Below are 24320 nucleotides of genomic sequence, written 5' to 3'. Positions count from 1 at the left end.
CTAGATTTGACATGTGATCCAAGACGTGTTTTGAAACTAAATTTCGTAAGTCACTAGAAAGTTAGTTCTGCATCAATATATATTTAGCGGCAGAAAATATAATGCAATACATGGTTACATTTTCACTGGGTGCTAACATATAGGCTACGGGGGTGTGCCGTTAGAACCCATATAATTATTTTATCTTTATCAGGAGCATAAACATGTTTAAGAACCTTTTTGCTAGCCTGCAAAAAGTTGGTAAGTCTCTGATGCTTCCAGTATCAGTTTTACCAGTTGCGGGTATTTTGCTAGGTGTCGGTGCAGCAGATCTTCCTTTCATTCCAGAAATTGTTTCAAACCTTATGGAGCAAGCTGGTGGTTCAGTATTCGGTCAAATGGCACTACTGTTCGCAGTAGGTGTTGCACTTGGCTTTACTAACAACGATGGTGTAGCTGGTCTAGCTGCAATCGTTGGTTACGGCATCATGACTGCTACACTAGGCGTAATGGCCGGTGTAATGGGCGTTGATAAAATCGATACTGGTGTACTAGGTGGTATCCTAGTCGGTGGTGTTGCTGCTTGGGCATTCAACCGTTTCTTCCGTATTCAACTTCCTGAGTACCTTGGCTTCTTCGCTGGTAAGCGTGCTGTGCCAATCATCACAGGTTTCTCTGCGATCGGTCTAGCAATCCTACTATCTGTAGTATGGCCTCCAGTTGGCGGCGCTATCTCTGCGTTCTCTGATTGGGCTGCTCACCAAAACCCACAAGTGGCGTTTGGTATCTACGGTATCGTTGAGCGTTCTCTAATTCCATTTGGTCTTCACCACGTATGGAACGTACCTTTCTTCTTCGAAGCTGGTACTTGTGTAAACGCTGCTGGCGAAACTCAAAACGGTGTTCTTACTTGTTACCTAGTTGCTGATGACGCATCTCGTGCAGCGGGCAATGGCTTCGGTCAGCTAGCTGGTGGTTACATGTTCAAGATGTTCGGTCTACCTGCTGCTGCAATCGCAATTGCACACTCAGCTAAGCCTGAAAACCGCGCTAAAGTAATGGGTATCATGGCTTCTGCTGCGTTAACTTCATTCCTAACGGGTATCACTGAACCAATTGAATTCTCATTCCTATTCGTTGCTCCTGTTCTGTACGCAATCCACGCTCTACTAGCTGGCTCTGCTTACGTTCTTGCGAACACTCTAGGTTTTGTACACGGTACATCTTTCTCACACGGTCTAATCGACTTCCTAGTTCTATCTGGCAACGCGTCTAAGATGGGTCTAATGGTTGTATGTGGTATTGCTTACGCTGCAATCTACTACATCGTATTCCGCACTGTGATTAAAGCTCTAGACCTTAAAACTCCTGGTCGTGAAGACGAGTCAGAAGAAGAAGCAGTTGCGACTGGTTCTGAACTTGCTGGTGAGCTAGTTGCTGCATTCGGCGGTAAAGCGAACATCACTGGTCTTGACGCTTGTATCACTCGTCTACGTGTTGCAGTTGCTGATACAGCAGTTGTTGACCAAGACAAGCTGAAGAAACTAGGTGCTGCAGGTGTTGTAGTAGTAGCGGGTGGCGTACAAGCTATCTTCGGTACTAAATCTGACAACCTGAAAACAGACATGGATGAGTGGATCCGTAACAACGGTTAATTCACTGATTCAATAAATTGAAAGGAGGCCGAAAGGCCTCCTTTTTTGTTTTCTACTGTTTAGCTATGTTTCATCAAACTTATTCTTTTGTCTCTCAGTTATTTACCATTCATTTGAAATTACTCTCCTATGGATATCACCTTTGATGGCCTGCTATCTTTAACCTTATGATGACAAATGGTGTCGGTATTTAATTAACCTACCGTTTTTTGAAACAGTTTGAGAATACTATGAAACATCGTTACTTGATTGGCCTTATGTGCGGCAGCCTTGCCTCGTTAGCTCACGCTTCTGAAGCTCCTGCGTTAGAAGTTGGTCTAGCCGTTGACCAAGATCTGAGTGCCGTTGTTGAGTTTGACCAGAAATACCGTGTTACTATTGGTAATGACGGCGCTGCATTTGATTACATCTGGAAGCGAGGTCAGTTCGAGACTGAAGCTCCGTTGAGCTGGTACGTCGGCGCGGGTGCTTGGGCTGAATGGAGTGACGACTTTGGCTTACGCTTGCCGTTAGGCGTTAAAGTGAACTTCTACGAAGGCTGGAATGCTTACGCACAGGTTCACCCTGAACTTGATATGTACAAAGGTGTTGAGTTGCAACTAGGCGGTGCTCTGGGTGTGACCTATAAGTTCTAAAGTTGAACTGAAAAATACGATATAACGAAAAGCCAGCAAATTAGCTGGCTTTTTCATTTCTGTAGTATGCATTGTCATTTAGAAAGTAAAACTTAATCCGACATTGGCTTGGAATTGGTTCATCCAGTCTGTATCAAAGCGAATAATGCAGTCTTGGCCATTGCTTGGAATGTTGCATACGCCGGTTGTGTCGTTATCTACGACGGTACCTAACCAACGAACTTGGGTATTGAGCGCTAAGCGGTCACTAAACTTATATTCTAAACCGCCAAAAATCGACGTCGAGAAACCGTATTTATCTTTCGCCCAGTCCACATCAACATAAGAGGCGCCCAGTCCTAAACCTAGGTACCCTGACAGAACCGAAGATGCAGGGTAGTAAATACTACTTTGAAAGTGCAGGTATTGGATTGAAGAGCTTAGGTTAAGCGTTTCCAGCTCTGAGCTTTGATTCGAGTAAAAGAAACCAATACGTCCTTTCTCAAGCGGCGTTTCAATGGCAAAGGTGTAATTTTCAGATCCTTTCATGTCATAGTTTTTACCATCTTGATCTTCAACACTCCCTCCGGCGGTATAACCAACCATTGGAGTAATAATGATCTCCGGTGAGGCATAAACACTCGAAACCGAGAAAAGTGCAACCAACGTCATCATATTTGCTTTGTTATTCATGAGTATATCCTTATCCATACACTTACTAATTGTGATGGTTACATCAATATCGTGCGACTAATTTCGACGATTCTTGAAGATACTTCACACACCTGATAGTACTTAAATAGTGACTCAACAAATTAATAATAAGCCAGAGGTGTCTATGGAACATAATCTGAAAAATGCCCTACAAATTACAGCGTTCATCTACGTAATCATTCTTTCATTTGGCTTTATTGCGATCGGTAGTTAATACCATTTATTGCGAGGCTGAGTTTTGATACTCAGGAAATAATGAATAGTGGGTTCGTAACCAATATTGATACCGCAATAGACTTAGATTATTACGCTAAGTTTATTGCTGGTAAAACAGCACTGGTCGCTCAAGGTGGCGGACAGAGAAGTATTTTTACCTCAGGCGTACTCGACGCTTTTCTCCTCTCTAATTTTGACCCCTTCGATGAGTTTTTTGGTACCTCGGCAGGTGCGCTCAACTTATGTGCCTATTTGTGCCGTGATAAAGGCTTAGGGCGCTCTTTTGTCCTTGACCTGACCACCTCTCCAGAGTTCTTCAATCTGTTCTCTTACATACGGCACAGGAAGAATTTAGGGCTTGAGTGGGCTTTAGAGCAAATCATGGCTTATCCCTACAAGCTCGACCTTGATTTAGGGCGACAAACCTTAGGTGAGCGGCACTTCTATGCGGCGGTAACGGGTTCTAAAGATTTACGAGATCACTACTTCCCTCTGTTGGGAGACGATTGGTATAAGGTGATGATAGCAACTTGTGCCATTCCTCGTTTGTACAATGATGAGATCTTGATTGGTGATAGTGCTTATGTGGATGGCGGCGTGTCTGCCTCTATTCCCGTTCAAGAGGCGTGGCGTAGGCAGGCTCGTTCCATTGTTGTGATTCGTACAGAACCTGTAACGGATGAAGAGGGGAGACCGCTAGTTCAAGCTCCGCAGCAGCAACAGAAAATTCAAGCACCTAAACCGGTAACTGCCGAGGAGCTGGAGTGGTTCCGAGAATCGTTCGATAGTGTTCAAGGCCATTGGCAACAAAAAGTGGAGCAATGGAAAACTGACTGGACCTCTTTCTTCCAGCAGCAGATCCTACGCTCTAAAGAACAGAAGCGTGACCGTGGGCATTTAGATTTGCTTAATGGTGGTCGATGGTTGTTTGGCGCTGATGATATTTACCGTTTAAGCCATTTAATTGGTGATAAGTTTGATTCTGGGTTGGCTGACATGTTGATGGTGCACTATCAAACTTACTCGTTGACTCAAGACTTTTTGAATTCTCCTCCAGACGATGCCTTTGTGGTGCAGATCGCGCCAAGTAGACCGTTAAAATCGAGCTCTTTAATGAGTGACAAAGAAGATTTGCTCCATGATTACGAATTGGGTTTAGAGGCCGGCTACCGATTCGTTGAAACTTATACCACAACGGAAAACGCTCGCAGTTCGCATATGCCCCAACTGGCAAGTGTTGTTATTGATAAATAATGCGGGCGGAATGCTATAGCTAGCCTCGTGGTGTGCACATATAGCTCGTCATGTACTGAAATGAAAAAGGGTTATTGAACTTGGTTCGATAACCCTTTTACTTTTATCTCATGTTGTCGCTGTTTATTGGCTTTATCCGCTGCGCTGAGAGTTAAGTGACAGGTAGGATTCTCATACAGTTAGTTGAGCCAGCCACGTCCATGATATCGCCTTGGGTAATGATCACGAGATCACCAAACTTGAGGTGTCCTTTCTCTTTTAGGCAAGCAAGTGTCGATAATGCAATGTCAAAGCTGTCTTTGGCTTCTGTCTCAAAGTAGATTGGGGTTACGCCTCGATACAAGGTACAGCGGTTTAACGTTCCTTCGTTACGAGACAGCGCGTAGATAGGCATGTCAGCACTTAAGCGAGACATCATCAAAGCGGTGCGGCCAGACTCAGTCAGCGTGACCACACCTTTAATGCCTTCCATGTGGTTGGCAGAGTAGATGGTTGCCATTGATACTGTTTCTTCTGCTGTCACGAAAGTGCGGTCAATTCGGTAGTTGGACTGATTGACATTTGCCATCTTCTCGGCGCCCACACACACTTCAGCCATCGATTTTACCGTCTCTACTGGGTATTGCCCGGCAGCGGTTTCACCTGACAGCATTACCGCATCTGTACCATCAAGCACAGCGTTCGCGACATCCATTACTTCAGCACGGGTAGGCATTGGAGCGGAGATCATTGATTCCATCATCTGAGTTGCAGTAATGATAGTGCGATTAAGGGCCCTAGCACGGCGTATAAGCTGTTTTTGTACACCGACTAACTCTGGGTCCCCAATTTCTACTCCGAGGTCACCACGAGCCACCATGACCACATCTGAAGCCATTATGATGTCATCCATGTTCTCAACGGTCGATACTGTCTCTGCTCGCTCTACTTTGGCGACCAGGTGAGCTTCTAAACCCGCTTCACGCGCAAGTTGGCGAGCGTAGTGCATGTCTTCGCCGTTACGAGGGAAAGAGACAGCGAGATAATCGACTTGGATTTGGGCGGCGGTGACGATGTCTCGTTTGTCTTTGTCGGTTAGCGCTTCTGCAGAAAGCCCACCGCCTTTTTTGTTGATGCCTTTGTTGTTGGATAGCGGACCGCCAATGATGACTTCGGTATGAACGCGGCAACCTTCGACCTTGGTGACTTTGAGTTGCACACGTCCATCATCAAGTAACAGAATGTCGCCGGCTGAGACATCATTCGGCAGCTCTTTGTAGTCGAGGCCAACGGCTTCTTGATTGCCTTCGCCTAAACCTAGGCTGCTGTCGAGGGTGAATTCATCACCAACAGCAAGTTGAATTTTTCCATCTCTGAATGTCGACACACGAATCTTGGGACCTTGAAGGTCGCCGAGGATAGCGATTTGTGTCCCCAGTTTTTTTGCGATTGCTCTGACTTTTTCTGCACGTTGTATATGGTCGTCGCTGCTGCCGTGGGAGAAGTTCATACGAACAATATTGGCACCGGCTTTGATGATCTCTTCAAGCACGTTACCTTTATCGGTAGAAGGGCCTAGCGTTGTGACGATTTTCGTTTTTCTTAATTCAGCTGTCATGAATACTCCTAGAGTGAGGCCAGTAATCTTTTTAAAAGACTGAATTAAGTATATGCATTAATTGATAATTTATTGGGAGCTAGGAGGATATTTCTTGATTTGCCTTTAATTATTGAATTCAGGGCTCAAACGCGATGTTTTATTCTGAAAATTAAGTCGTAAATTATCGATGTGGGTGTTAATTTTCCTCGAACTATTTGACTCGATACACAAAGATTCATGTATATACGTGATACTGGTCACGGCGATATACCAAGTGACTTCACAATTACTTCGCAAAGTAAAAAAATTATCTCGTTGATGATTTCTGGAGCGTAAAATGTACATGGCTCAACCGGGCCATATTGATCATATCAAACAGGTCAATGCTGGTCGTGTATATAAACTAATTGACCTTAAAGGTCCTATTTCTCGTATCGATCTGTCCAAACAAAGTGAGTTGGCTCCGGCGAGTATTACCAAAATAACCCGTGAACTCATGGAAGCTCACCTTATCCACGAGACGACGGTTCAAGAAGCCACGACTCGCGGACGTCCTGCTGTTGGCTTGCAAACCAACAATGAAGGTTGGCAATTCTTGTCGATGCGTCTTGGACGCGGGTATCTTACTATCGCGCTTCATGAACTGGGCGGCGATGTGCTTATCGATACGAAGATCGACATTCACGAACGCGACCAAGATGATGTACTTGCGCGTCTTCTTCATGAAATCGACGAATTCTTCCAAACTTATGCTGAGCAGCTCGACAGGGTAACCAGTATCGCGGTCACGCTTCCAGGCCTTGTGAATTCAGAGCAGGGTATTGTGTTGCAAATGCCGCATTACAATGTCGAAAACTTAGCTTTGGGTCCTGAGATCTACAAAGAAACGGGCTTGCCGGTTTTTATTGCCAATGATACTCGCGCGTGGGCGCTGGCTGAGAAGTTGTTTGGTAATTCTCAAGATAATGACAACTCTGTCTTAATCTCTATTCACCACGGTTTAGGTGCCGGGATTATTCTTGATGGCCGAGTTCTGCAAGGTCGTCACGGTAACATCGGTGAATTGGGTCATATCCAGATCGATAAGGAAGGCAAACTTTGCCATTGTGGTAATCGAGGCTGTTTAGAAACGGTCGCGAGTTCACAGGCGATTCGTGAACAAGTGAAAGAGCGCCTAGCCAATGGTGAAGAATCCACGCTTACCGTTTTTGAAGATGTCACGATTGAACAAATCTGTGCTGCTGCGGCTGATGGTGACCCACTGGCTGTCGAAGTGATTGAGCAGTTAGGCCGTTACTTAGGTTCAGCGATTGCCATTGTGATTAACCTGTTTAACCCAGAGAAAATCTTAGTCGGTGGTGTTATCAACCAAGCTAAGAGCGTTCTGTACCCGGCGATTCAAAAGTGTATCGAAGAGCAGAGCTTATCGGTTTACCATCAAGATTTAGAGCTGGTGGAATCTCGATTCTACAAGCAAGCAACCATGCCAGGTGCTGCACTTATTAAGCAGGCTCTCTACGACGGTCAGTTGCTAATGAAAGTTATTGAAGGCTAACTCTTTTTCTCTTCTTTTAGCCTTCCCCGATCCTTTCCATGTACTTAAGCTTCGTATAACAACATTTGTTGTACTTAGTTTAAGCATTCTGTGCATTAGCGCTTTGCTTTAACCCATTGAAGTAGGCTATTGTAGCCACAGTTATTATTTGTCACTAAGGTGTTGTATGTCTGGCGTTTTAAATTCGGTTGATCAGAGAACGAAACTGGTTGGTGAAAACCGTCTGGAACTCTTGTTATTCAGCTTAAATAGTCGCCAATTATTTGCGATTAACGTATTTAAAGTTAAAGAAGTGCTAAAAGTGCCGGTACTTACTCGCTTACCGGGCTCCCACCATCATATTACAGGGGTGGCTTCTTTACGTGGTGAATCAGTACCTGTGATTGATCTGCGAAGTGCGATTGGCTTTCCGCCGTCACGTGCAGAGTCTCAAGAAAGTAACTTGATCATTACGGAGTACAACCGAACTGTACAAGGTTTCTTGGTTGGACAGGTGCGTAATATCGTCAATACAACATGGACTGAAATCCAGCCGCCACCAAAGACAACAGGTCGTGCAAACTACCTAACCGCTATCACGCATATTCAAGAAGAAGATCAACACAAAATCGTTGAGATTATCGATGTTGAAAAGGTGCTAGCAGAGATCATCGATTACGATGTGTCGATCTCTGAAGGTGTGTTAGATGAGCAGTTAGCTCAAGAGATGATTGGCCGAAACGTACTTATCGTTGATGACTCTTCAACGGCACGTAACCAGATTAAAGGCACTTTGTCGCAACTTGGATTAAACATCATTGAGTGTTGCGATGGCTTAGAAGCTCTGAACTTACTCAAGGGTTGGTGTGACGAAGGGAAAGACATCAATCAAGAAATTCTGTTGATGATCACCGACGCCGAAATGCCTGAAATGGACGGTTATAAGCTGACACACGAAGTACGAACTGACCCAAGAATGCATGACTTGTTTATTACGCTAAATACTTCATTAAGTGGAAGTTTTAATGAAGCAATGGTCGAGAAAGTAGGGTGTAACCGCTTCATTTCTAAGTTCCAACCGGACTTGTTGGTTGAGGTAACGCAGGAGCGTATGCGACAGATTTTGTAAATTATACCGACAGGTGGTTTGTTTTGAGTGACCTTATGGAAAACGTTTGCTATTATTGATGCAGCATATTAATCGTCACAAAATATGCTCAACTACTCACGTAACTTTTCACGCACAATTTAAGGTAGTTCCTCTTAATGATATGGTTAACGTCTAAAGTTGTTATGACTTTAAGCTTATTACTATATAGGGAATTTAAGAAAAGACGTACGGAAGCTGACGTTGAGGTATAACTCAACAATTTGAAATAAAGGGAGGCAGATGCTTCCCTTTTTCGTTTCTCTATTCTCCTCAATAAAACAGTCGCTTGAGTTGTTAGTGAAAGTCTCGCGACTTGGTTTTTAAGCCAACAATCTCATCGGTAATGTCGATAAGCTTCCCCGCAATTACATGTACCACTTCACCTTCTTTTTCTAGGATGCCTTGCACCTTTAACGCCTTGGCTGTGAGATACGCTTGCTGTTGAGCGCGCGCCGTTGCTCCCCATACCACCACATTAATATTGCCCGTATTATCTTCCAGTGTGACAAAGGTGACGCCTGCTGCGGTTCCGGGGGATTGCTTACCCGTTACAAGCCCAACAACGGTGACCATGGATTTGTGTCGTTGTTGTTTTAAGTCTTTCATATGAGTGAATCGACCTAGTCGATTAGCCTCTTCCAGTAACGTGATGGGGTGCTTATTCAAAGAGATCCCAACACTGGTGAAGTCCTCAAGTAAATCCTGCATCTCATTGGGTTGTTGCAATCCTTGTTCGTCATTACCTTTTTCAAAGCTGTCATCGATTTGACTAAACAAGGGTAGATCAGAGGCCGAGTCCATAATCGCCCAGCGAGTTTGAAAGCGGTCACCTGAAACGTTGTGAAGCGCATTTGCTGAGGCAAGTAGCTCAATGTCTTTCTTGTTGATTGATAACTGTTTTACCTGGCTAGGGTGGCGATAACCCGAGCTCGGCCGGTTAGCTAACACACTCTGGATACCATGTTCACTCAAGCCTTTGATTTGTCTCATCCCTAAACGTATGGCTAAACCATTTTGTTGAGAGACAACGGTGTGGTTGTCTTGAGAGGCATTCACGCATACTGGGAGTATCGCCACATTGTGTCGCTGAGCATCTTGTACCAATTGCGATGGGCTGTAGAACCCCATAGGTTGGCTATTCAGTAAGGAGGCGTAGAAGCACTCAGGGTAATAGCATTTTAACCAAGCTGAACAATACGCGAGTACTGCAAACGAAGCGGAATGACTCTCCGGGAAGCCGTACTCACCAAAGCCACATATCTGTTTAAAGATTTGCTCGGCAAACTCAATGTCATAGCCTCGCTTTTGCATGCCTTCAATGAGCTTGTTTTTAAATTTAAATACGTTGCCGTTTTTCTTCCAAGCGGCCATCGCACGTCTGAGCTGATCCGCCTCACCACCTGTAAACCCTGCAGCGACCATAGCGAGCTTTATCACTTGTTCTTGGAATATAGGCACACCCATAGTGCGCGATAGAACGGATTCAACCTCTTTCGAGGGATAGCTGATTGGCTCAATACCATCACGGCGCTTGAGATAAGGGTGCACCATGTCACCTTGAATAGGACCTGGGCGTACGATAGCGATTTGAATCACCAAGTCGTAGTACGTCCTTGGCTTGAGCCTTGGAAGCATGCTCATTTGAGCTCGTGACTCAATCTGGAATATGCCAACGGTGTCTGCTCGTTGAATCATGCCATAAACTTGAGGATCATCTTTAAGGCGAGTGATCTCTGCGATCGTTAACGAGCGACCATGAATACGCTTGATCAGGTCGAAGCATTTTCGAATGGCAGACAGCATACCAAGTGCAAGTACATCAACTTTAAGCAGCCCCAGAGTTTCAAGGTCATCCTTATCCCATTGAATAATTGTGCGATCGTGCATTGCGGCGTTCTCGACTGGAACCAATTCATACAAGGGGCCTGAAGAGATCACGAAGCCGCCCACATGTTGAGATAGGTGGCGTGGAAAGCCGATGATTTCATTAACTAAATGGATAAACTGCTGACCTTTTAAAGAGTCAGGTTGTAGCCCTAATAGCGTGAGCTGAGCCTGCCAGCCTAGGCTTTTATCTCTTCGGTTGGTGTTCTTAATGAAGTAATCAAGCTGAGTTTCTTGCAGCCCCAATACTTTACCTACATCCCTTACTGCACTTTTGAAGCGATAAGAAATGACCGTAGCAGCAAGCGCAGCACGTTCTCTACCGTATTTTTGATAGATGTACTGGATGATTTCTTCGCGGCGTTCATGCTCAAAGTCGACATCAATATCGGGCGGCTCATCACGCTCTTTACTGATGAAGCGTTCGAACAGTACTGAGATCTGCCTTGGGTCGACAGAGGTGATCTCTAGGCAGTAACAAACCACTGAATTGGCCGCTGAACCTCGACCTTGATAAAGAATACCTTGGCTTTTGGCAAACATGACGATGTCGTGGATCGTCAGGAAGAAGAAAGGGTAGTCGAGCTCGTCAATGAGCCCTAGCTCTTTATCGATGACCTGTTGAATGTCACTAGGGACACCTTGTGGGAAGCGAGCCTGTTTGCCTTTCTCGACCAACATGCGCAGATAACTCATGGGAGTTTCACCTTGAGGGATCAGCTCACTTGGGTACTCGTATCGCAAGCTATCCAAATCAAAGTCACACAGCTCAGCGATGCGATTGCTCTCTTCTAGCCACTCAGTTTTAAAGATATGAGAGAGCTTATTGATGCTTCGTAAACAGCGCTCGGCATTCGCCAATAGATGGGTGCCCACTTCGGTAATGGGCTTTTGGTATTTAATTGCAGTGAGTGAGTGCTGCAAGGGCAGACGATTAGCATTGTGCATCAACACGCCGCCACAAGCTGTCATTGGTAGGTGATGATGATGTGACAGCTCCACACAGTAATCGATGTACTGCTGATCGGTCTGTTTTAGGTGTCGTTGCAAGCCAATCCACAATCGACCTGAGTGATGTTGTGAAAGCCACTGTCCCCAATGGGCGTCTTCAGTTTTCTGTTGAGGAAGCCATAGAATGAAGCAGTGCTTAGCCGACATGATATCCCACTCAGAGAGCTGATAATGTCCTTTGCTGCTACGACGTCTCGCGTTAGTAATAATACGGCACAGTTCGGCATAGGCCTTTCTATTTGGGCACAGCAAAACCATTTGGCACTCTTCATTTAGCCAAAACATGCTTCCGACAATCTGTTTGAGCGACAGTTCATGTTGCTTGATTGCAGAGTGAACCTTAACGATACCCGCGACCGAGCACTCATCAGTGATCGCGAGTGCTTTGTAACGTAAAAAATCGGCCTGTAACACTAGCTCTTCCGCGTGTGAAGCTCCCTCAAGAAAGGAGTAATTACTTTGGCAGAAAAGCTCTGAGTATTGCTGAGACATAACGTAATCTCACTTAATCATTGCGAGTAAACATGATTGAAAAAGGGGCTTTTAAATTGAGTCAATGGTGCAGGTTGGCGATTCAACTCTTTATTGGTTAGCTGAGTAAGTGTTGATTAGCTGAATAAGCCGTGTAAGAACCACTGCTTATCGGGTGTTCTAAAGACCCATAACCATCTACCGTTTTCACTGTGAGCAATAAAGTAGTCACGAATGATTTTCTCGCCATCCCACCATCCAGAAACAATACGTTCAGGGCCCTGAGATAAGGTGACGTTCTCGGTTAAGGCTTCGGGCTCCTGCAGCAAAATACTGGGCCTGAGTCGCTGTTGGCTTATATTGATAGTTGGCTCTGTTTGTCCCACAACCTCAACGGTGGCTTGTTTCTTTGCTACGTTTTTATTCAGGGTTGGAAGCGAATAGCGATTGGCTTTTTCTGGCCTAGGATCCTGCTGTATTTTCGGTGTTTGAATACATGCCTGTCCGAGCTTTGCCTGTAACAGTGACAGTAGATCTAGCGCAGCAAGCGTTCCGGTATTGCCATCAAAAAGATCATGGTAGGCCGTTTGTGGTTCACCATGACGAGCTAACGAGAGAGTGAGCCCTTGAACGGGGGCTGTGAGCTTGAGTGACTCTAAGGTGAGATGGGTAAGGTTAGCCCACTTTTCAGCAAGGTAGTCGCCCTGTGCTGAATAGAAAGAGACATGGTGGTCGTCTTTATCCCTAAGGTGCAGAGTCAGTGTTAGCTCAAACGCGACTCTGTCACGTAGCTTCAAAAAGCACTCCAGTTGATTCAACAACTTCAGCAGTGGCTTTTCGATAAATAAAATGTTCTCTATATCAAACAACAGCTCCAGATATTGCTGGAAGCTTTCTGGTGGATGATAGAAATCAATAGGGTGCTTGAACTGCCCGTTGAGGCGACCAACATAATTGACCAAGTCGATATCAAAGCGACGTGCGACTTCTTGCAAAGGCAGCTTCAATAGCTCTTCAACGATATTAATACCGACACGATTTAATCGCTCAACTTGCTTAGGTGGTAGCTCACTAGAACTCAATGCTTGTTGGTTAACCCAAGCCTTCATCTGTTGAACATTGTTCGTTACTTGATTGATCGCTTGTTTGCCCAGAAGGATCGCAGAGAGCGGTGAGTAGCCCGTGGCAAAACTGAACTTAATGTTGAGAGCTTCAATATGGCTTTTGAGTTCATGCCAGTAGTTATCCAGCCCATCGTAAAGCGATAGCATGTTAGAAGCTTTAATCAACAAGCCATTGGGTGGCAACAGAGTCATGTCGGAAGTCACCAGGTACGCCCATTGAGCTATCTCTTTCAGTTTGTTTTTCTCAAGCTCAATGCTGTATGGGTGAACGTGTAAGTGATGGCAAAGCGCCGCCGCTGACCCTAGCCCCATACCCAGTGTGATGCCTGATTCCAGCGCGACTTGATTAGCTTGCAGTACACGATGATCTTTTTCATCCACGATGATAATAGGTTGCTCGTGTGATTCTTCCTTTGAGCTCGATTCACTTGAGTTAAACAAGGTATCCAATTGCAGAGATGGAAAGTGCAGATACAGCCACAGCATACGCTAGCCTTGTTTCGCAATAGGAAAAGCCAGCACAGTATTAGCAGACAAGGCACGGTGTGAACTGTCGATGCTGATGACTTTCTCTGTCAGTAACGGCCAATGGTGAGTCATGTCGAGGATAAAGCTGCCATACGACCAGCTGCCTTTTCTTTTTGTTACCTCAACCTTTAACCCCTGAGCATGAGAAGAGAGCTTCATGCTTAAAGAAACGGGTAGGGATAATTGATTATGGCTGGTGGCTTTAAAATGAAACTGCAGGCATTTACCGGTTTCACTTGCTGTTTGTAAGCGTTTGGTTTGGTGGATTTCGAGATCGGCTCCCCATAACAATACAGAATGGCAAGCACCACTCTTGAGGCATTGCTCAGCAGCCCATAATGCATCGAGATCGCGTTGAGGCTCGATCACCAAGATGTTATCAAGTTCGACTCCTTGGCTACTAAAAAACTCGGCACAGATCTTCCCTGGCGGGTTAATGAATATGGCCAGTTTCTGTGAGTTTTGCTGGGCTAAATAGGGTGTAAGCAGGCGAAGTTCGCCGATCCCTTGTTGTGATTCAACTTCAATAACGCCGTGCGTCGGAAAGCCACCATCAAGCTGTTTATCCAATTGCGGATAGCCTGTTGAAGTGGTACTTCCTAGCGTTGTTGATTGTAGCCCTTTCCAGATTAGCTGGCGGTCTTGTAAGTTTTTTATGAGTTCATGCATAATTAAATAACTGTATATTTATACAGTATATTTAATCGTGAAAAAGATGCAAAGCAAAATGACGAAAATTAGTAGAAGTAAGTGTTAGATACTTGATTTAGATACAAAAAAAGCCACTATTAAAGCGACTTTTTACGATTGATTATAATATCAACTACTTAGGTTGAGCATCGATACATTGGCCATTAATATCTGTCACACTTGGGTTCATTAAGTGTAAGTACAGTGGGATGATATCCAGTGGCGTTTTTAGCTTGTTTGCATCTTCACCTGGGTATGCTTTTGCGCGCATTCGAGTTTGAGTGCCGCCCGGGTTGATCGCATTAACACGGATGTTGGTGTCTTCAAGCTCATCCGCTAAGATTTGCATCATACCTTCGGTAGCAAACTTAGAGATCGCGTAAGTGCCCCAGAATGCGCGGCCAGAATGGCCAACGGTAGAAGACGTAAATACGATACGACCTGCTTCCGCTTTCTTAAGAGCAGGCAGAAGTGCTTGAGTCATCAAGAACTCAGACTTCACATTGATCTGCATAACATCATCAAAAGTCTCTTCATCAATCTGCTCAAACGGGCTCAGAGTTCCGAGAACGCCAGCGTTATGAAGTAGACCGTCTAAACGACCGAACTGTGACTCAATGGTTTCAGCCATATCAATGTAGTTCTGCTTTGTCGCGCCTTTTAGATCCAGTGGGATGATCGCAGGCTGTGGGTAACCAGCACTTTCGATTTCATCGTAAATAAATTCAAGGTTTTTAACATTGCGGCCTAGCAGAATAACTGTCGCGCCATGTTGAGCGAAGCTTAGTGCTGCTTGGCGTCCAATACCGGCACCAGCACCAGTAACCAAAATTACTTTATCTTTGAGGGCATCTGTAGAGATTGGGTAATCCACTGTGCTTATCCTTCTTTCTTTTATTATGTTCGCCATTCCATTGATGTTTAATCACACAGATAACCGCAGGAATGATGAGAAATTCTTGGTAATCGTGACAAGATGGTTACAATACACTAATTCATACATTAGGGGATATGACATTGGAATTTTTGTTGGACTACGGCTTGTTTTTAGCCAAGATTGCGACCGTTGTAATCGCCATCATCGCAATTTTAGTCATTGCTAAATCTGTGGGTGGAAAATCAAGCGCGATTAAAGGTGAGCTGGAAATCACGAACCTATCTGAACACCATAAACAGACAATCGAACAATTAGAGCACCATCTACACGATGATGCTTTCATCAAAGCCCGTGATAAAGCAGAAAAGAAAGCGGAAAAAGAGAAAGTAAAATCACGCGGTAAAGAAGTGAAAAAAGCAGCGAAAGAGGGCGAGCTTGATAGCAAGCGTGAACCACATCTATTTGTTCTTGATTTTAACGGCAGCATTGATGCGAAAGAAGTGGCTTCATTACGTGAAGAGGTAACGGCGGTTTTGGCTGTTGCTCGTGAAGGCGATGAAGTATTACTTAAGCTTGAATCTGGCGGTGGCATGGTTCACGGCTACGGTTTGGCGTCTTCTCAACTTGATCGTATCAAAGCAGCAGGTCTGCCTCTGACTATCTCGGTAGACAAAGTGGCGGCAAGCGGCGGCTACATGATGGCATGTATTGCAGACAAAATTGTGTCAGCGCCTTTCGCTATCGTTGGCTCTATTGGTGTGATTGCTCAACTGCCAAACTTTAACAAACTGCTTAAGAAACATGATATTGAGTTCGAGCAGCTAACAGCAGGTGAGTACAAACGCACACTGACTATGTTTGGTGAGAACAGCGATAAAGCACGTGAGAAGTTTAAAGAAGAGCTAGAAGAGACACATGGTCTATTCAAAGACTTCATTCGCGACCACCGCCCTGCACTTGATCTTGATAAAGTAGCGACGGGCGAACACTGGTTTGGTACGCAAGCTCATGAACTTGGGCTAGTGGATGAGATCCGCACTTCTGATGACCTAGTCGTTGAAGCATGCAAAGACAAGACAGTGCTAGCGATTCACTATGTACAGAAGAAAAAGCTATCGGACAAGCTCGCAGGTGTGGCAGGTAAATCTGCAGACAGCGTGCTGATGAAGCTGATTGAACGCGGTCAAAAGCCGATCGTTTAATAGTGTTCGTTTAAGACGCTAGAGCTCAAGAAGCAAGAGCCAAAAGAAGCTTAAAAGGAAAGCGCATAAGTCGACGACTTATGCGCTTTTTTGTTGCTCCACTTCCGAGCGGGTGACCACTATGTTGTAGGGGGAGCGGAGTCTTATACCCATTACCGATTAACGGCGATGAGTATTAGATTTTTGCTCCGTAATCATTACGTTTCGGGCAAGTCGTCAGAATCTCTCTATGACCTGTGTCTTTGACCTCTTCTAAAATCACGTCGAAGCCCCATAAGCGATATAAGTGCTTCATCACTTCGTCGTAGCCTTTATCAAGAGGGATGCGGTCATGAGGGACATATTGGAGTGTCATTGAACGATCGCCGCGTACATCTACATTGAACACTTGAATGTTGGGCTCAAGGTTGCTGAGGTTGTATTGCGCGGCGAGCTTTTCACGGATCAGGCGGTAGCCCGGGTCATCATGAATCGCACTCACTTCAATGGTGTTTTTTCGGTCGTCATCGAGCACTGCGAACAGCTTAAAGTCTCGAATGATCTTCGGAGAAAGGTATTGGCTGATGAAGCTTTCATCTTTGAAGTTGTGCATCGCAAAGTGCACCGCCTCCAGCCAATCCGTTCCAGCCAATTCCGGGAACCACTCTCTGTCTTCATCGGTTGGCTCTTCACAGATACGACGGATGTCTCTAAACATCGCAAAGCCAAGCGCGTATGGGTTGATACCGCTGAAATAAGGGCTGTTATAGGCTGGTTGAGCGACTACGCTAGTATGGCTGTGTAGGAACTCTAAGATGAACTTATCACTTACTAGGCCTTCATCGTATAGATGGTTAAGAATGGTGTAGTGCCAGAAGGTTGCCCAGCCCTCATTCATTACCTGAGTCTGTTTCTGAGGGTAGAAGTATTGGCTGACCTTACGAACAATACGTACACATTCACGCTGCCAAGGCTCCAGTAAAGGCGCATTCTTTTCAATGAAGTAAAGAATGTTCTCTTGTGGCTCACTTGGGAAACGTACCTTCTGCTCTTCCTCTTTGTCGCGGTTTTGTGGCACTGTGCGCCACAGTTCGTTGACTTGAGATTGCAGATAAGCCTCACGTTCTTCTTGGCGAGCGGTTTCTTCTGCGATGGAGATCTTCTCTGGGCGCTTATATCTGTCAACGCCGTAATTCATTAGCGCATGGCAAGAATCGAGCAGTTGTTCGACTTCTGAAACGCCGTATTTCTCCTCACAATCATTGATGTACTTCTTAGCAAACAGCAAGTAGTCGATGATTGAACTTGCATCTGTCCATGTTTGGAACAGGTAATTCCCCTTAAAGAAAGAGTTATGGCCGTAACAAGCGTGTGCCATTACTAGCGCTTGCATCGTCACGGTATTCTCTTCCATTAAGTAGGCGATACAAGGATCTGAGTTGATCACGATTTCATACGCGAGCCCCATTTGACCATGCTTGTAGTTTTGTTCTGTTTGAATAAACTTCTTACCAAATGACCAGTGGTTGTAATTAATAGGCATACCGATACTCGAGTACGCATCCATCATCTGTTCAGAAGTGATCACTTCGATTTGGTTAGGGTAAGTGTCTAGTCGGTAATGCTGCGCCACACGCTTAATTTCCACGTGGTATCGCTCTAAGAGGTTGAACGTCCAATCTGGACCATCAGGCAGCATCTTGTCGTTGTTCTTTGGTGCAGCTTTTTTCTCTGCAACGTTTGATTTCGCTGTCATGGCAAGCCCCCTTACGCTGTCTCTTTCTGGAACAGTTCTCTAAACACAGGGAAGATATCATCCACTGTTTTGATATTTTTCATGGCGAAGTTGTCGAAGCTCGCTTCTAACTTCTCATACTCGTGCCAGAGCGTTTGGTGTGAGCGACGCGTGATCTCGATGTACGAGTAGTATTGGCAAGTCGGCAGAAGCGTATTCACCAGTAACTCTTTACAGCGAGGCGAGTCATCTGCCCAGTTATCACCATCAGACGCTTGTGCCGCGTAGATATTCCACTCATTAGCCGGGTAACGATCAGCAACAATTTCTTTCATCAGTTTTAAGGCGCTCGATACAATGGTGCCACCGGTCTCTTGCGAGTAGAAAAACTCGTGCTCGTCGACTTCTTTGGCTTGAGTATGGTGACGAATAAACACCACATCGACATTTTCGTAGGTGCGATTAAGGAATAGATACAGCAGCACATAGAAACGTTTTGCGATGTCTTTAGTGGCTTGGTCCATCGAGCCAGACACATCCATCAAGCAGAACATCACCGCTTGGCTAGATGGAATAGGGCGTTTCTCGTAGTTTTTGTAACGTAAATCGAAGGTATCGATGAACGGCACGCTATCGATTTTCTTACGTAGCTCGGCAATCTCTTCCTTGATTCGAGCTTCTTCAAACGGTTGAGCGGGCTCGGTCATTTGAACTTGATCGAGCTGGTCCATTAGGGTTTTTAAATCGCGCTTTCTACCTGCCGTCATTGCGGTTCGGCGAGCAAGTGACTGTTGCAGTGAGCGAACAATCGCGATGTTGGATGGAATCCCCGCGCTTTGGTAACCAGAGCGGTGCGTTTTCCATTCGGTGATCTTGTTGACCTGATTTTTCTCTAGGTTAGGCAGGGCGAGATCTTCAAACAGAATGTCCAGGTACTCGTCTTTTGATATTTGGAAAGTAAACTCATCTTGGCCTTCGCCATCTGGGCTAGCATCCCCTTGGCCTGAGCCACCACCTTGACCACCACCTTTCGGGCGCTCGATTTTATCGCCGGTGATGAATTGATCATTACCAGGGTGCACGCGTTCTCTTACGCCACCTTGACCTTGGTGAAAGCTTGGTTCTTTGATGTCTTTATGAGGAATAGTGACGTCCTCACCAGTTTCAGTGTTGGTGATTGAGCGTCGGTTGACTGCATCGGCCACAGATTCTTTGATTTGCTCTTTATGGCGTCGTAAGAAGCGCTGTCTGTTTACAGCACTCTTATTCTTGCCATTGAGCCTCCGATCGATAAATTGTGCCATAAGAACTCCCTCTCAGCTGATGTCGCGATCCTACTTTTACACGGGTATAAGAGTTATTGGTTGGTACGAGCTGCCCACATGAGCAGCTCTATACCGTTTAGTTATGAGGATTTACGAACTCTTAGGTACCACTCAGATAGCAGTCTCACTTGTTTCTCGGTGTAGCCTTTTTCCATCATACGAGCAACGAAGTCGTCGTGCTTTTTCTGATCATCCGTAGAGGTCTTAGCGTTGAACGAGATAACAGGAAGCAGCTCTTCTGTGTTGGAGAACATTTTCTTCTCAATCACAGTGCGCAGTTTCTCGTAGCTGGTCCAAACCGGATTTTGACCGTTATTGTTCGCTTTGGCACGAAGCACAAAGTTCACAATCTCATTTCGGAAGTCTTTAGGGTTACTGATACCGGCTGTTTTCTCGATTTTCTCTAGCTCACCATTTAGAGAAGCACGGTCAAATAGCTGGCCTGTTTCTGGATCGCGGTACTCTTGGTCTTGAATCCAGAAGTCTGCGTAGGTTACATAGCGGTCGAAGATATTCTGACCGTACTCAGAGTAAGACTCTAGGTAAGCGGTTTGAATTTCTTTGCCGATGAACTCTACGTAGCGTGGCACTAGATACCCTTTCAAGAACTCAAGGTACTTCTCGGCGGTTTCTTGAGGGAATTGCTCACGTTCAATTTGTTGTTCAATGACGTAGAACAGATGAACCGGGTTAGCGGCCACTTCGGCTTGGTCGAAGTTGAACACGCGAGATAGAATCTTAAAGGCGAAACGAGTCGATAGACCAGACATACCTTCGTCTACACCTGCGTAGTCGCGGTACTCTTGGTAACTCTTCGCTTTTGGATCGGTATCTTTAAGGGTTTCACCATCGTAAACGCGCATTTTCGAGAACAGGGATGAGTTCTCAGGCTCTTTCAGTCTCGATAGGATGCTGAATTGCGATAGCAGGTCGAGTGTGCTTGGTGAACACGGTGCATTCGACAGTTCACTGTGCTCAAGCAGTTTCTTGTAGATCTTAACTTCTTCAGAAACGCGCAGACAGTAAGGGACTTTTACAATGTACACACGGTCAAGGAAGGCTTCATTGTTCTTGTTATTGCGGAATGTCTGCCACTCGGATTCGTTCGAGTGAGCCAGAATCATACCGTCGAATGGCAGTGCAGAAAGCCCTTCAGTACCGTTGAAGTTGCCTTCTTGAGTTGCTGTTAGTAGAGGGTGTAGTACCTTGATCGGCGCTTTGAACATCTCTACGAATTCCATCAGGCCTTGGTTAGCTTTACATAGCGCACCTGAGTAGCTGTAGGCATCTGGATCATCTTGAGAGAAGTGTTCTAGTTTACGGATATCTACTTTACCAACTAGGGAAGAGATATCTTGGTTGTTTTCATCACCAGGCTCTGTCTTCGCGATCGCCACTTGGTCGAGGATAGAAGGGCGTAGCTTGATGACTTTGAATTTAGAAATGTCGCCGCCGAAATCATGCAGGCGTTTTGCAGCCCATGGAGACATAATCGAACGAAGATAGCGCTTTTCGATGCCATACTCGTTTTTCAGTAAGTCGCCATCTTCATTGACGTCAAATAGACAGAATGGGTGGTCGTTTACTGGGCTTCGTTCACCGTCAGCAGAAAGTACGTAAATAGGTAGCTTTTGCATCAGTGCTTTTAGCTTTTCAGCAAGCGATGATTTACCGCCGCCCACAGGACCAAGCAAGTAAAGAATCTGTTTACGTTCTTCTAGGCCTTGCGCAGCGTGTTTTAGATAGGAAACAATCTGTTCAATCGCGTCTTCCATGCCGTAAAAATCTTCGAATTCACGGTAACGAGATATAACTCGGTTCGAGAAAATGCGACTTAATTGAGGGTCTTGCGCGGTGTCAATAACCTCAGGTTCGCCAATAGCCAGAAGTAAGCGCTCCGCGGCGTTGGCGTAAGCACTTTTGTCGTCTTTACACAGCGCCAAGAACTCTTGCAGTGTCAGCTCTTCTTCCTTGGCTGCTTCATAACGTGATTGATAGTGGTCAAATATACTCATAGTCACATTCCCCTTGTTAACCAGTCAAAACTGACGAGCGATTGAAAAATAGGCTCTCCCTACATTTTAAGGTTAGACCCGCTTCCACAATTTTGCTTAACAATTATGTATTTATTTACAATTTTGCGTGTTGAAAGACCCGCTAAAGCTATAGGCAACTTGATGCGAGTAGAATCCAATAATTTTATATACGAAGGGTTTTGGTCTTTCGTTTTGTGTTTTTAAACCATTTTACAATTCCCACACTGTATTTATGTGTATCGGATGTATTACTGGGTTCTATTGATTTTTTGGAATGTAGTACCATATAATGCGCAGCGTTATCAGAAATCGCTTAAAAAATAGGTAGAAACAGTGAAGAGTCTTTGGTTAAAAATCGCCATTGTTGGAACAGTAATGTTAACGGCGACCACTACGCACGCAAAAATATCACAATGGTCATTGGGTGTGGCTGCTTCTTATTCTCCTGCTGTGTACAAAGACACGCCGTCAAATCGCGCGGTTATTCCGATGATTGGCTATGAAGGTGAACACTTTTTCATGCGTGGATTCAGCGCTGGCTATCGTTTGTTACCAGCCGGCTCACCTCAGAATATTGTGTTTCGAGCGGTTTATGATCCAAGAACATTAAAGCCAGGTGACTCAGACAATGTGGATATTCAAAAACTAGATGAACGTAAAGCTTCGGTATTAGGTGGCGTCAGCTATCAAGTGATTACGCTGGTGGGTATGTTTGAGGCAACAGCGGGCTCAGACTTAGGCTTTAGGCACAACGGTATTTATGCTGAAGCGGCTTGGCGCCTGCCTATTCGCCGCAATGGCTGGGCGATTACGCCTTCGATTGGTTACGCTTACAACAGTGAACGCTTGAACAACCACTTGTATGGTGTGAGCTCAGCAGAAGCTGCAAGAACGAATCTAAACGAGTTTGATGCCGATTGGGATGGCCAGTACTTTATTGGTTTAGGTGGTTACTTACATGTAACGCCGAATATTCGAGTGACTGGTGGTGTTCGTTACACCAACCTAGAGGGTGATATCGAGAATAGTCCAATCTTAGAAAGCGGAATTAATATGGCGGCAAACGTCGGTGTTGCTTACGTTTTTTAGCCAAAAAGAAGTGGATGCAGAAGGGTTACTCGCGATGAGTAACCCTTTTTATTGATGCGAGATACAGACCGGTTGACGTCAAGACTCCAAGAATCGTGATTACGGTGATCTGTTTAACTACTGTAAACCTTTCTGCTTAATATTTTAGAAAGTGAAACCGGCTTGTAGACCTAGAGTACCGTCACTACCTAGATTAACGTTACCTGAGCTAAAGTCGTACCAATCGAAACCAACACGCGCCATAAACTTCGAGTTACCAAACATTGGTTTCGGTGACTTAAATTCAGCACCTATGCCGTAAGTTGCACCCCATTCGCTATCTGAGTACTTACTATTCACTGAGCCATCTTTATCAGTAATCGTTAATTTAGAGTTGAGGTTAGAGTAAGCAAGACCAGCTTTACCGTAGATAGCAAAAGACTCATCGAAGCTATATTTGTACATTGGCGCTAAAGACATTTTGAAGTGTTTCAAATTGCCTTTGTACTTAGTTAGGTCACCATGTACGTCCGACGTAACCTCATTGCTGTCGGAGTCTATGTAATTCATTGTTGATTCAAGATAAAAATTGGTATCAAGAATTTGTGAGCCAACAGTGAATTGTACGCCTGTGTCGTCTTCATTGATGCCAACGCCGCCAAGTACGTACATGTCGTTAGCTGCGAAAGATGAAGTTGACAGAATAGCTAGTGATGCAAGGATGAATTTTCTCATGTTTATCGCTCTGGTTAATTAATTTCGGTGAGCATTCTAGCTACTTCTTTAAAATAAAAAACACCGTTCGAAATTGGGGTGGCGATTTTTAATTTGTATTAAATGTTTCGATGTAGAATTAATAAAGGTGAATGAGCTTATTACTTATAAGTCATAGGCTTATGCTCATTGGTTAATGGGCGATATCAGAGAAATTAATGGGAAACGGTTCGATGTTTAATATCTTATTTTCATGATTAATGTGTGTTTTCTGTATCTAAAGCACGCTTCATATCCACGTCGCTTAATAGTTCCCGTTTTCTCTCATTATATGCAGACATGAAAAAAGGGTTACTCGTGATGAGTAACCCTTTTTTGAAACGTTTTAAGCCAATCTGAGGCTTAACTTTTTATGCATTAAGCACTGAAGATTTGAGATAGCTCTGTCGCACATAGGTGGTACTGACGAGGGCAGTTGCGCCATGTTGTTAGCATGCGACGGTATTTGTCTAGCATTGGCATTTGGCTATTGAAGTGGTGATCCGCTTTGTCGAACTGAGGGTAAAGGCCTTCAGAGTCAACTAGGAAACGTACGTAGTGTACGATTTGCGCTTCAGATGCAATGTCGAAACCTAAGAACTGTAGGCGACGCTGATCAACTTCTTTACGCTCGTCTTCTGCAAGCATTTTGTTCGACTCTTGCATTGCATGGTACATCTCCATGATGTCGATGATTTCGCGACATTCTGCTTCAGTCAAACAACCAAACTCTTTGTTAAGCTCACGCATTTGGAGTTCGTAACCACGCTCTACAATCGTTTGTAGACGTTGATATTTAGCTGAGTTCTCAGGATCCATTTGAGACATTAGGTAGTATTGATTTGATAGAATTAGACGCTGAGCATTGGTCATTTCCATGGGAGAAGCCTCACTAAAAACTAAATGTTGTATTCTTTTGTTGAAGTAAGAGTAACAGCATTC

At 44.9% G+C, this 24320-nt stretch carries 19 protein-coding genes; 8 read left to right on the top strand and 11 right to left on the bottom strand.

Annotated features, from left to right (window positions below):
• Nucleotides 1–203: 203 nt before the first annotated feature.
• A complete protein-coding gene (gene ptsG / locus F0251_RS07685; protein WP_008223640.1) occupies nucleotides 204–1634 on the top strand; it encodes a PTS glucose transporter subunit IIBC in 1431 nt (476 codons plus the stop codon).
• 230 nt (nucleotides 1635–1864) lie between these two features.
• Nucleotides 1865–2269 (top strand): hypothetical protein, encoded by a 405-nt coding sequence (locus F0251_RS07680; RefSeq protein ID WP_171730712.1) that lies wholly within the window; start codon nucleotides 1865–1867, stop codon nucleotides 2267–2269.
• 78 nt (nucleotides 2270–2347) lie between these two features.
• Here the strand turns inward: F0251_RS07680 and F0251_RS07675 are convergent, their stop codons facing one another.
• Complete coding sequence (locus tag F0251_RS07675) at nucleotides 2348–2941, bottom strand: hypothetical protein (protein ID WP_061033770.1); 594 nt, start codon at nucleotides 2939–2941, stop codon at nucleotides 2348–2350.
• 145 nt (nucleotides 2942–3086) lie between these two features.
• Here F0251_RS07675 and F0251_RS07670 point away from each other — a divergent pair, with 145 nt between their 5' ends.
• Nucleotides 3087–3176: a YnhF family membrane protein gene (locus F0251_RS07670; RefSeq protein WP_105057857.1), complete on the top strand. Its 90-nt coding sequence runs from the start codon at nucleotides 3087–3089 to the stop codon at nucleotides 3174–3176.
• 41 nt (nucleotides 3177–3217) lie between these two features.
• A complete protein-coding gene (locus F0251_RS07665; RefSeq protein ID WP_061033769.1) occupies nucleotides 3218–4432 on the top strand; it encodes a patatin family protein in 1215 nt (404 codons plus the stop codon).
• Between the two features lie 151 nt (nucleotides 4433–4583).
• Here the strand turns inward: F0251_RS07665 and pyk are convergent, their stop codons facing one another.
• Complete coding sequence (pyk, locus tag F0251_RS07660; RefSeq protein ID WP_116871823.1) at nucleotides 4584–6029, bottom strand: pyruvate kinase; 1446 nt, start codon at nucleotides 6027–6029, stop codon at nucleotides 4584–4586.
• 319 nt (nucleotides 6030–6348) lie between these two features.
• Here pyk and F0251_RS07655 point away from each other — a divergent pair, with 319 nt between their 5' ends.
• Both F0251_RS07655 and F0251_RS07650 read left to right on the top strand, forming a co-directional pair.
• On the top strand, nucleotides 6349–7566 hold the full coding sequence (locus tag F0251_RS07655; RefSeq protein ID WP_061033767.1) for an ROK family protein: 1218 nt from the start codon (nucleotides 6349–6351) through the stop codon (nucleotides 7564–7566).
• A 166-nt stretch (nucleotides 7567–7732) separates the two neighbouring features.
• Nucleotides 7733–8674: a chemotaxis protein CheV gene (locus F0251_RS07650; protein ID WP_061033766.1), complete on the top strand. Its 942-nt coding sequence runs from the start codon at nucleotides 7733–7735 to the stop codon at nucleotides 8672–8674.
• Between the two features lie 315 nt (nucleotides 8675–8989).
• On the opposite strand, the gene F0251_RS07645 is transcribed toward F0251_RS07650, so the two are convergent.
• The 4 genes from F0251_RS07645 to F0251_RS07630 all read right to left on the bottom strand — a co-directional run bounded on the left by F0251_RS07645 (nucleotide 8990) and on the right by F0251_RS07630 (nucleotide 15277).
• A complete protein-coding gene (locus tag F0251_RS07645) occupies nucleotides 8990–12082 on the bottom strand; it encodes an error-prone DNA polymerase (RefSeq protein WP_171730711.1) in 3093 nt (1030 codons plus the stop codon).
• 116 nt (nucleotides 12083–12198) lie between these two features.
• Nucleotides 12199–13671 carry a DNA polymerase Y family protein gene (locus tag F0251_RS07640; protein ID WP_171730710.1) on the bottom strand — a complete coding sequence of 491 codons (1473 nt, stop codon included), beginning with the start codon at nucleotides 13669–13671 and terminating at the stop codon, nucleotides 12199–12201.
• Between the two features lie 3 nt (nucleotides 13672–13674).
• Nucleotides 13675–14382, bottom strand: a complete 708-nt coding sequence (gene imuA, locus F0251_RS07635) for a translesion DNA synthesis-associated protein ImuA (protein ID WP_171730709.1) — start codon at nucleotides 14380–14382, stop codon at nucleotides 13675–13677.
• Between the two features lie 154 nt (nucleotides 14383–14536).
• Nucleotides 14537–15277 (bottom strand): YciK family oxidoreductase, encoded by a 741-nt coding sequence (locus F0251_RS07630; RefSeq protein WP_017629695.1) that lies wholly within the window; start codon nucleotides 15275–15277, stop codon nucleotides 14537–14539.
• Between the two features lie 137 nt (nucleotides 15278–15414).
• Here F0251_RS07630 and sohB point away from each other — a divergent pair, with 137 nt between their 5' ends.
• Nucleotides 15415–16482: a protease SohB gene (gene sohB / locus F0251_RS07625; protein WP_019820882.1), complete on the top strand. Its 1068-nt coding sequence runs from the start codon at nucleotides 15415–15417 to the stop codon at nucleotides 16480–16482.
• A 175-nt stretch (nucleotides 16483–16657) separates the two neighbouring features.
• Here sohB and F0251_RS07620 read toward each other — a convergent pair whose 3' ends face one another.
• The 3 genes from F0251_RS07620 to F0251_RS07610 form a co-directional block, all read right to left on the bottom strand.
• Nucleotides 16658–18217: a SpoVR family protein gene (locus F0251_RS07620; protein ID WP_061034190.1), complete on the bottom strand. Its 1560-nt coding sequence runs from the start codon at nucleotides 18215–18217 to the stop codon at nucleotides 16658–16660.
• Nucleotides 18218–18228: 11 nt separating this feature from the next.
• Nucleotides 18229–19500 carry a YeaH/YhbH family protein gene (locus F0251_RS07615; RefSeq protein WP_004737401.1) on the bottom strand — a complete coding sequence of 424 codons (1272 nt, stop codon included), beginning with the start codon at nucleotides 19498–19500 and terminating at the stop codon, nucleotides 18229–18231.
• A gap of 101 nt (nucleotides 19501–19601) precedes the next feature.
• Nucleotides 19602–21536 carry a PrkA family serine protein kinase gene (locus F0251_RS07610; protein ID WP_004737402.1) on the bottom strand — a complete coding sequence of 645 codons (1935 nt, stop codon included), beginning with the start codon at nucleotides 21534–21536 and terminating at the stop codon, nucleotides 19602–19604.
• A gap of 396 nt (nucleotides 21537–21932) precedes the next feature.
• Between F0251_RS07610 and F0251_RS07605 the strand changes: the two genes are divergently transcribed.
• Complete coding sequence (locus F0251_RS07605; RefSeq protein ID WP_171730708.1) at nucleotides 21933–22646, top strand: MipA/OmpV family protein; 714 nt, start codon at nucleotides 21933–21935, stop codon at nucleotides 22644–22646.
• A gap of 144 nt (nucleotides 22647–22790) precedes the next feature.
• On the opposite strand, the gene F0251_RS07600 is transcribed toward F0251_RS07605, so the two are convergent.
• Both F0251_RS07600 and F0251_RS07595 read right to left on the bottom strand, forming a co-directional pair.
• Nucleotides 22791–23360: an outer membrane beta-barrel protein gene (locus F0251_RS07600; RefSeq protein WP_171730707.1), complete on the bottom strand. Its 570-nt coding sequence runs from the start codon at nucleotides 23358–23360 to the stop codon at nucleotides 22791–22793.
• 396 nt (nucleotides 23361–23756) lie between these two features.
• On the bottom strand, nucleotides 23757–24257 hold the full coding sequence (locus F0251_RS07595) for a YfbU family protein (protein WP_061034193.1): 501 nt from the start codon (nucleotides 24255–24257) through the stop codon (nucleotides 23757–23759).
• Between the last annotated feature and the right edge of the window lie 63 nt (nucleotides 24258–24320).

This window comes from Vibrio sp. 070316B (assembly GCF_013114115.1).
Lineage (GTDB): Bacteria > Pseudomonadota > Gammaproteobacteria > Enterobacterales > Vibrionaceae > Vibrio > Vibrio chagasii_B.
This window is presented reverse-complemented; position numbering and strand designations above follow the sequence as displayed.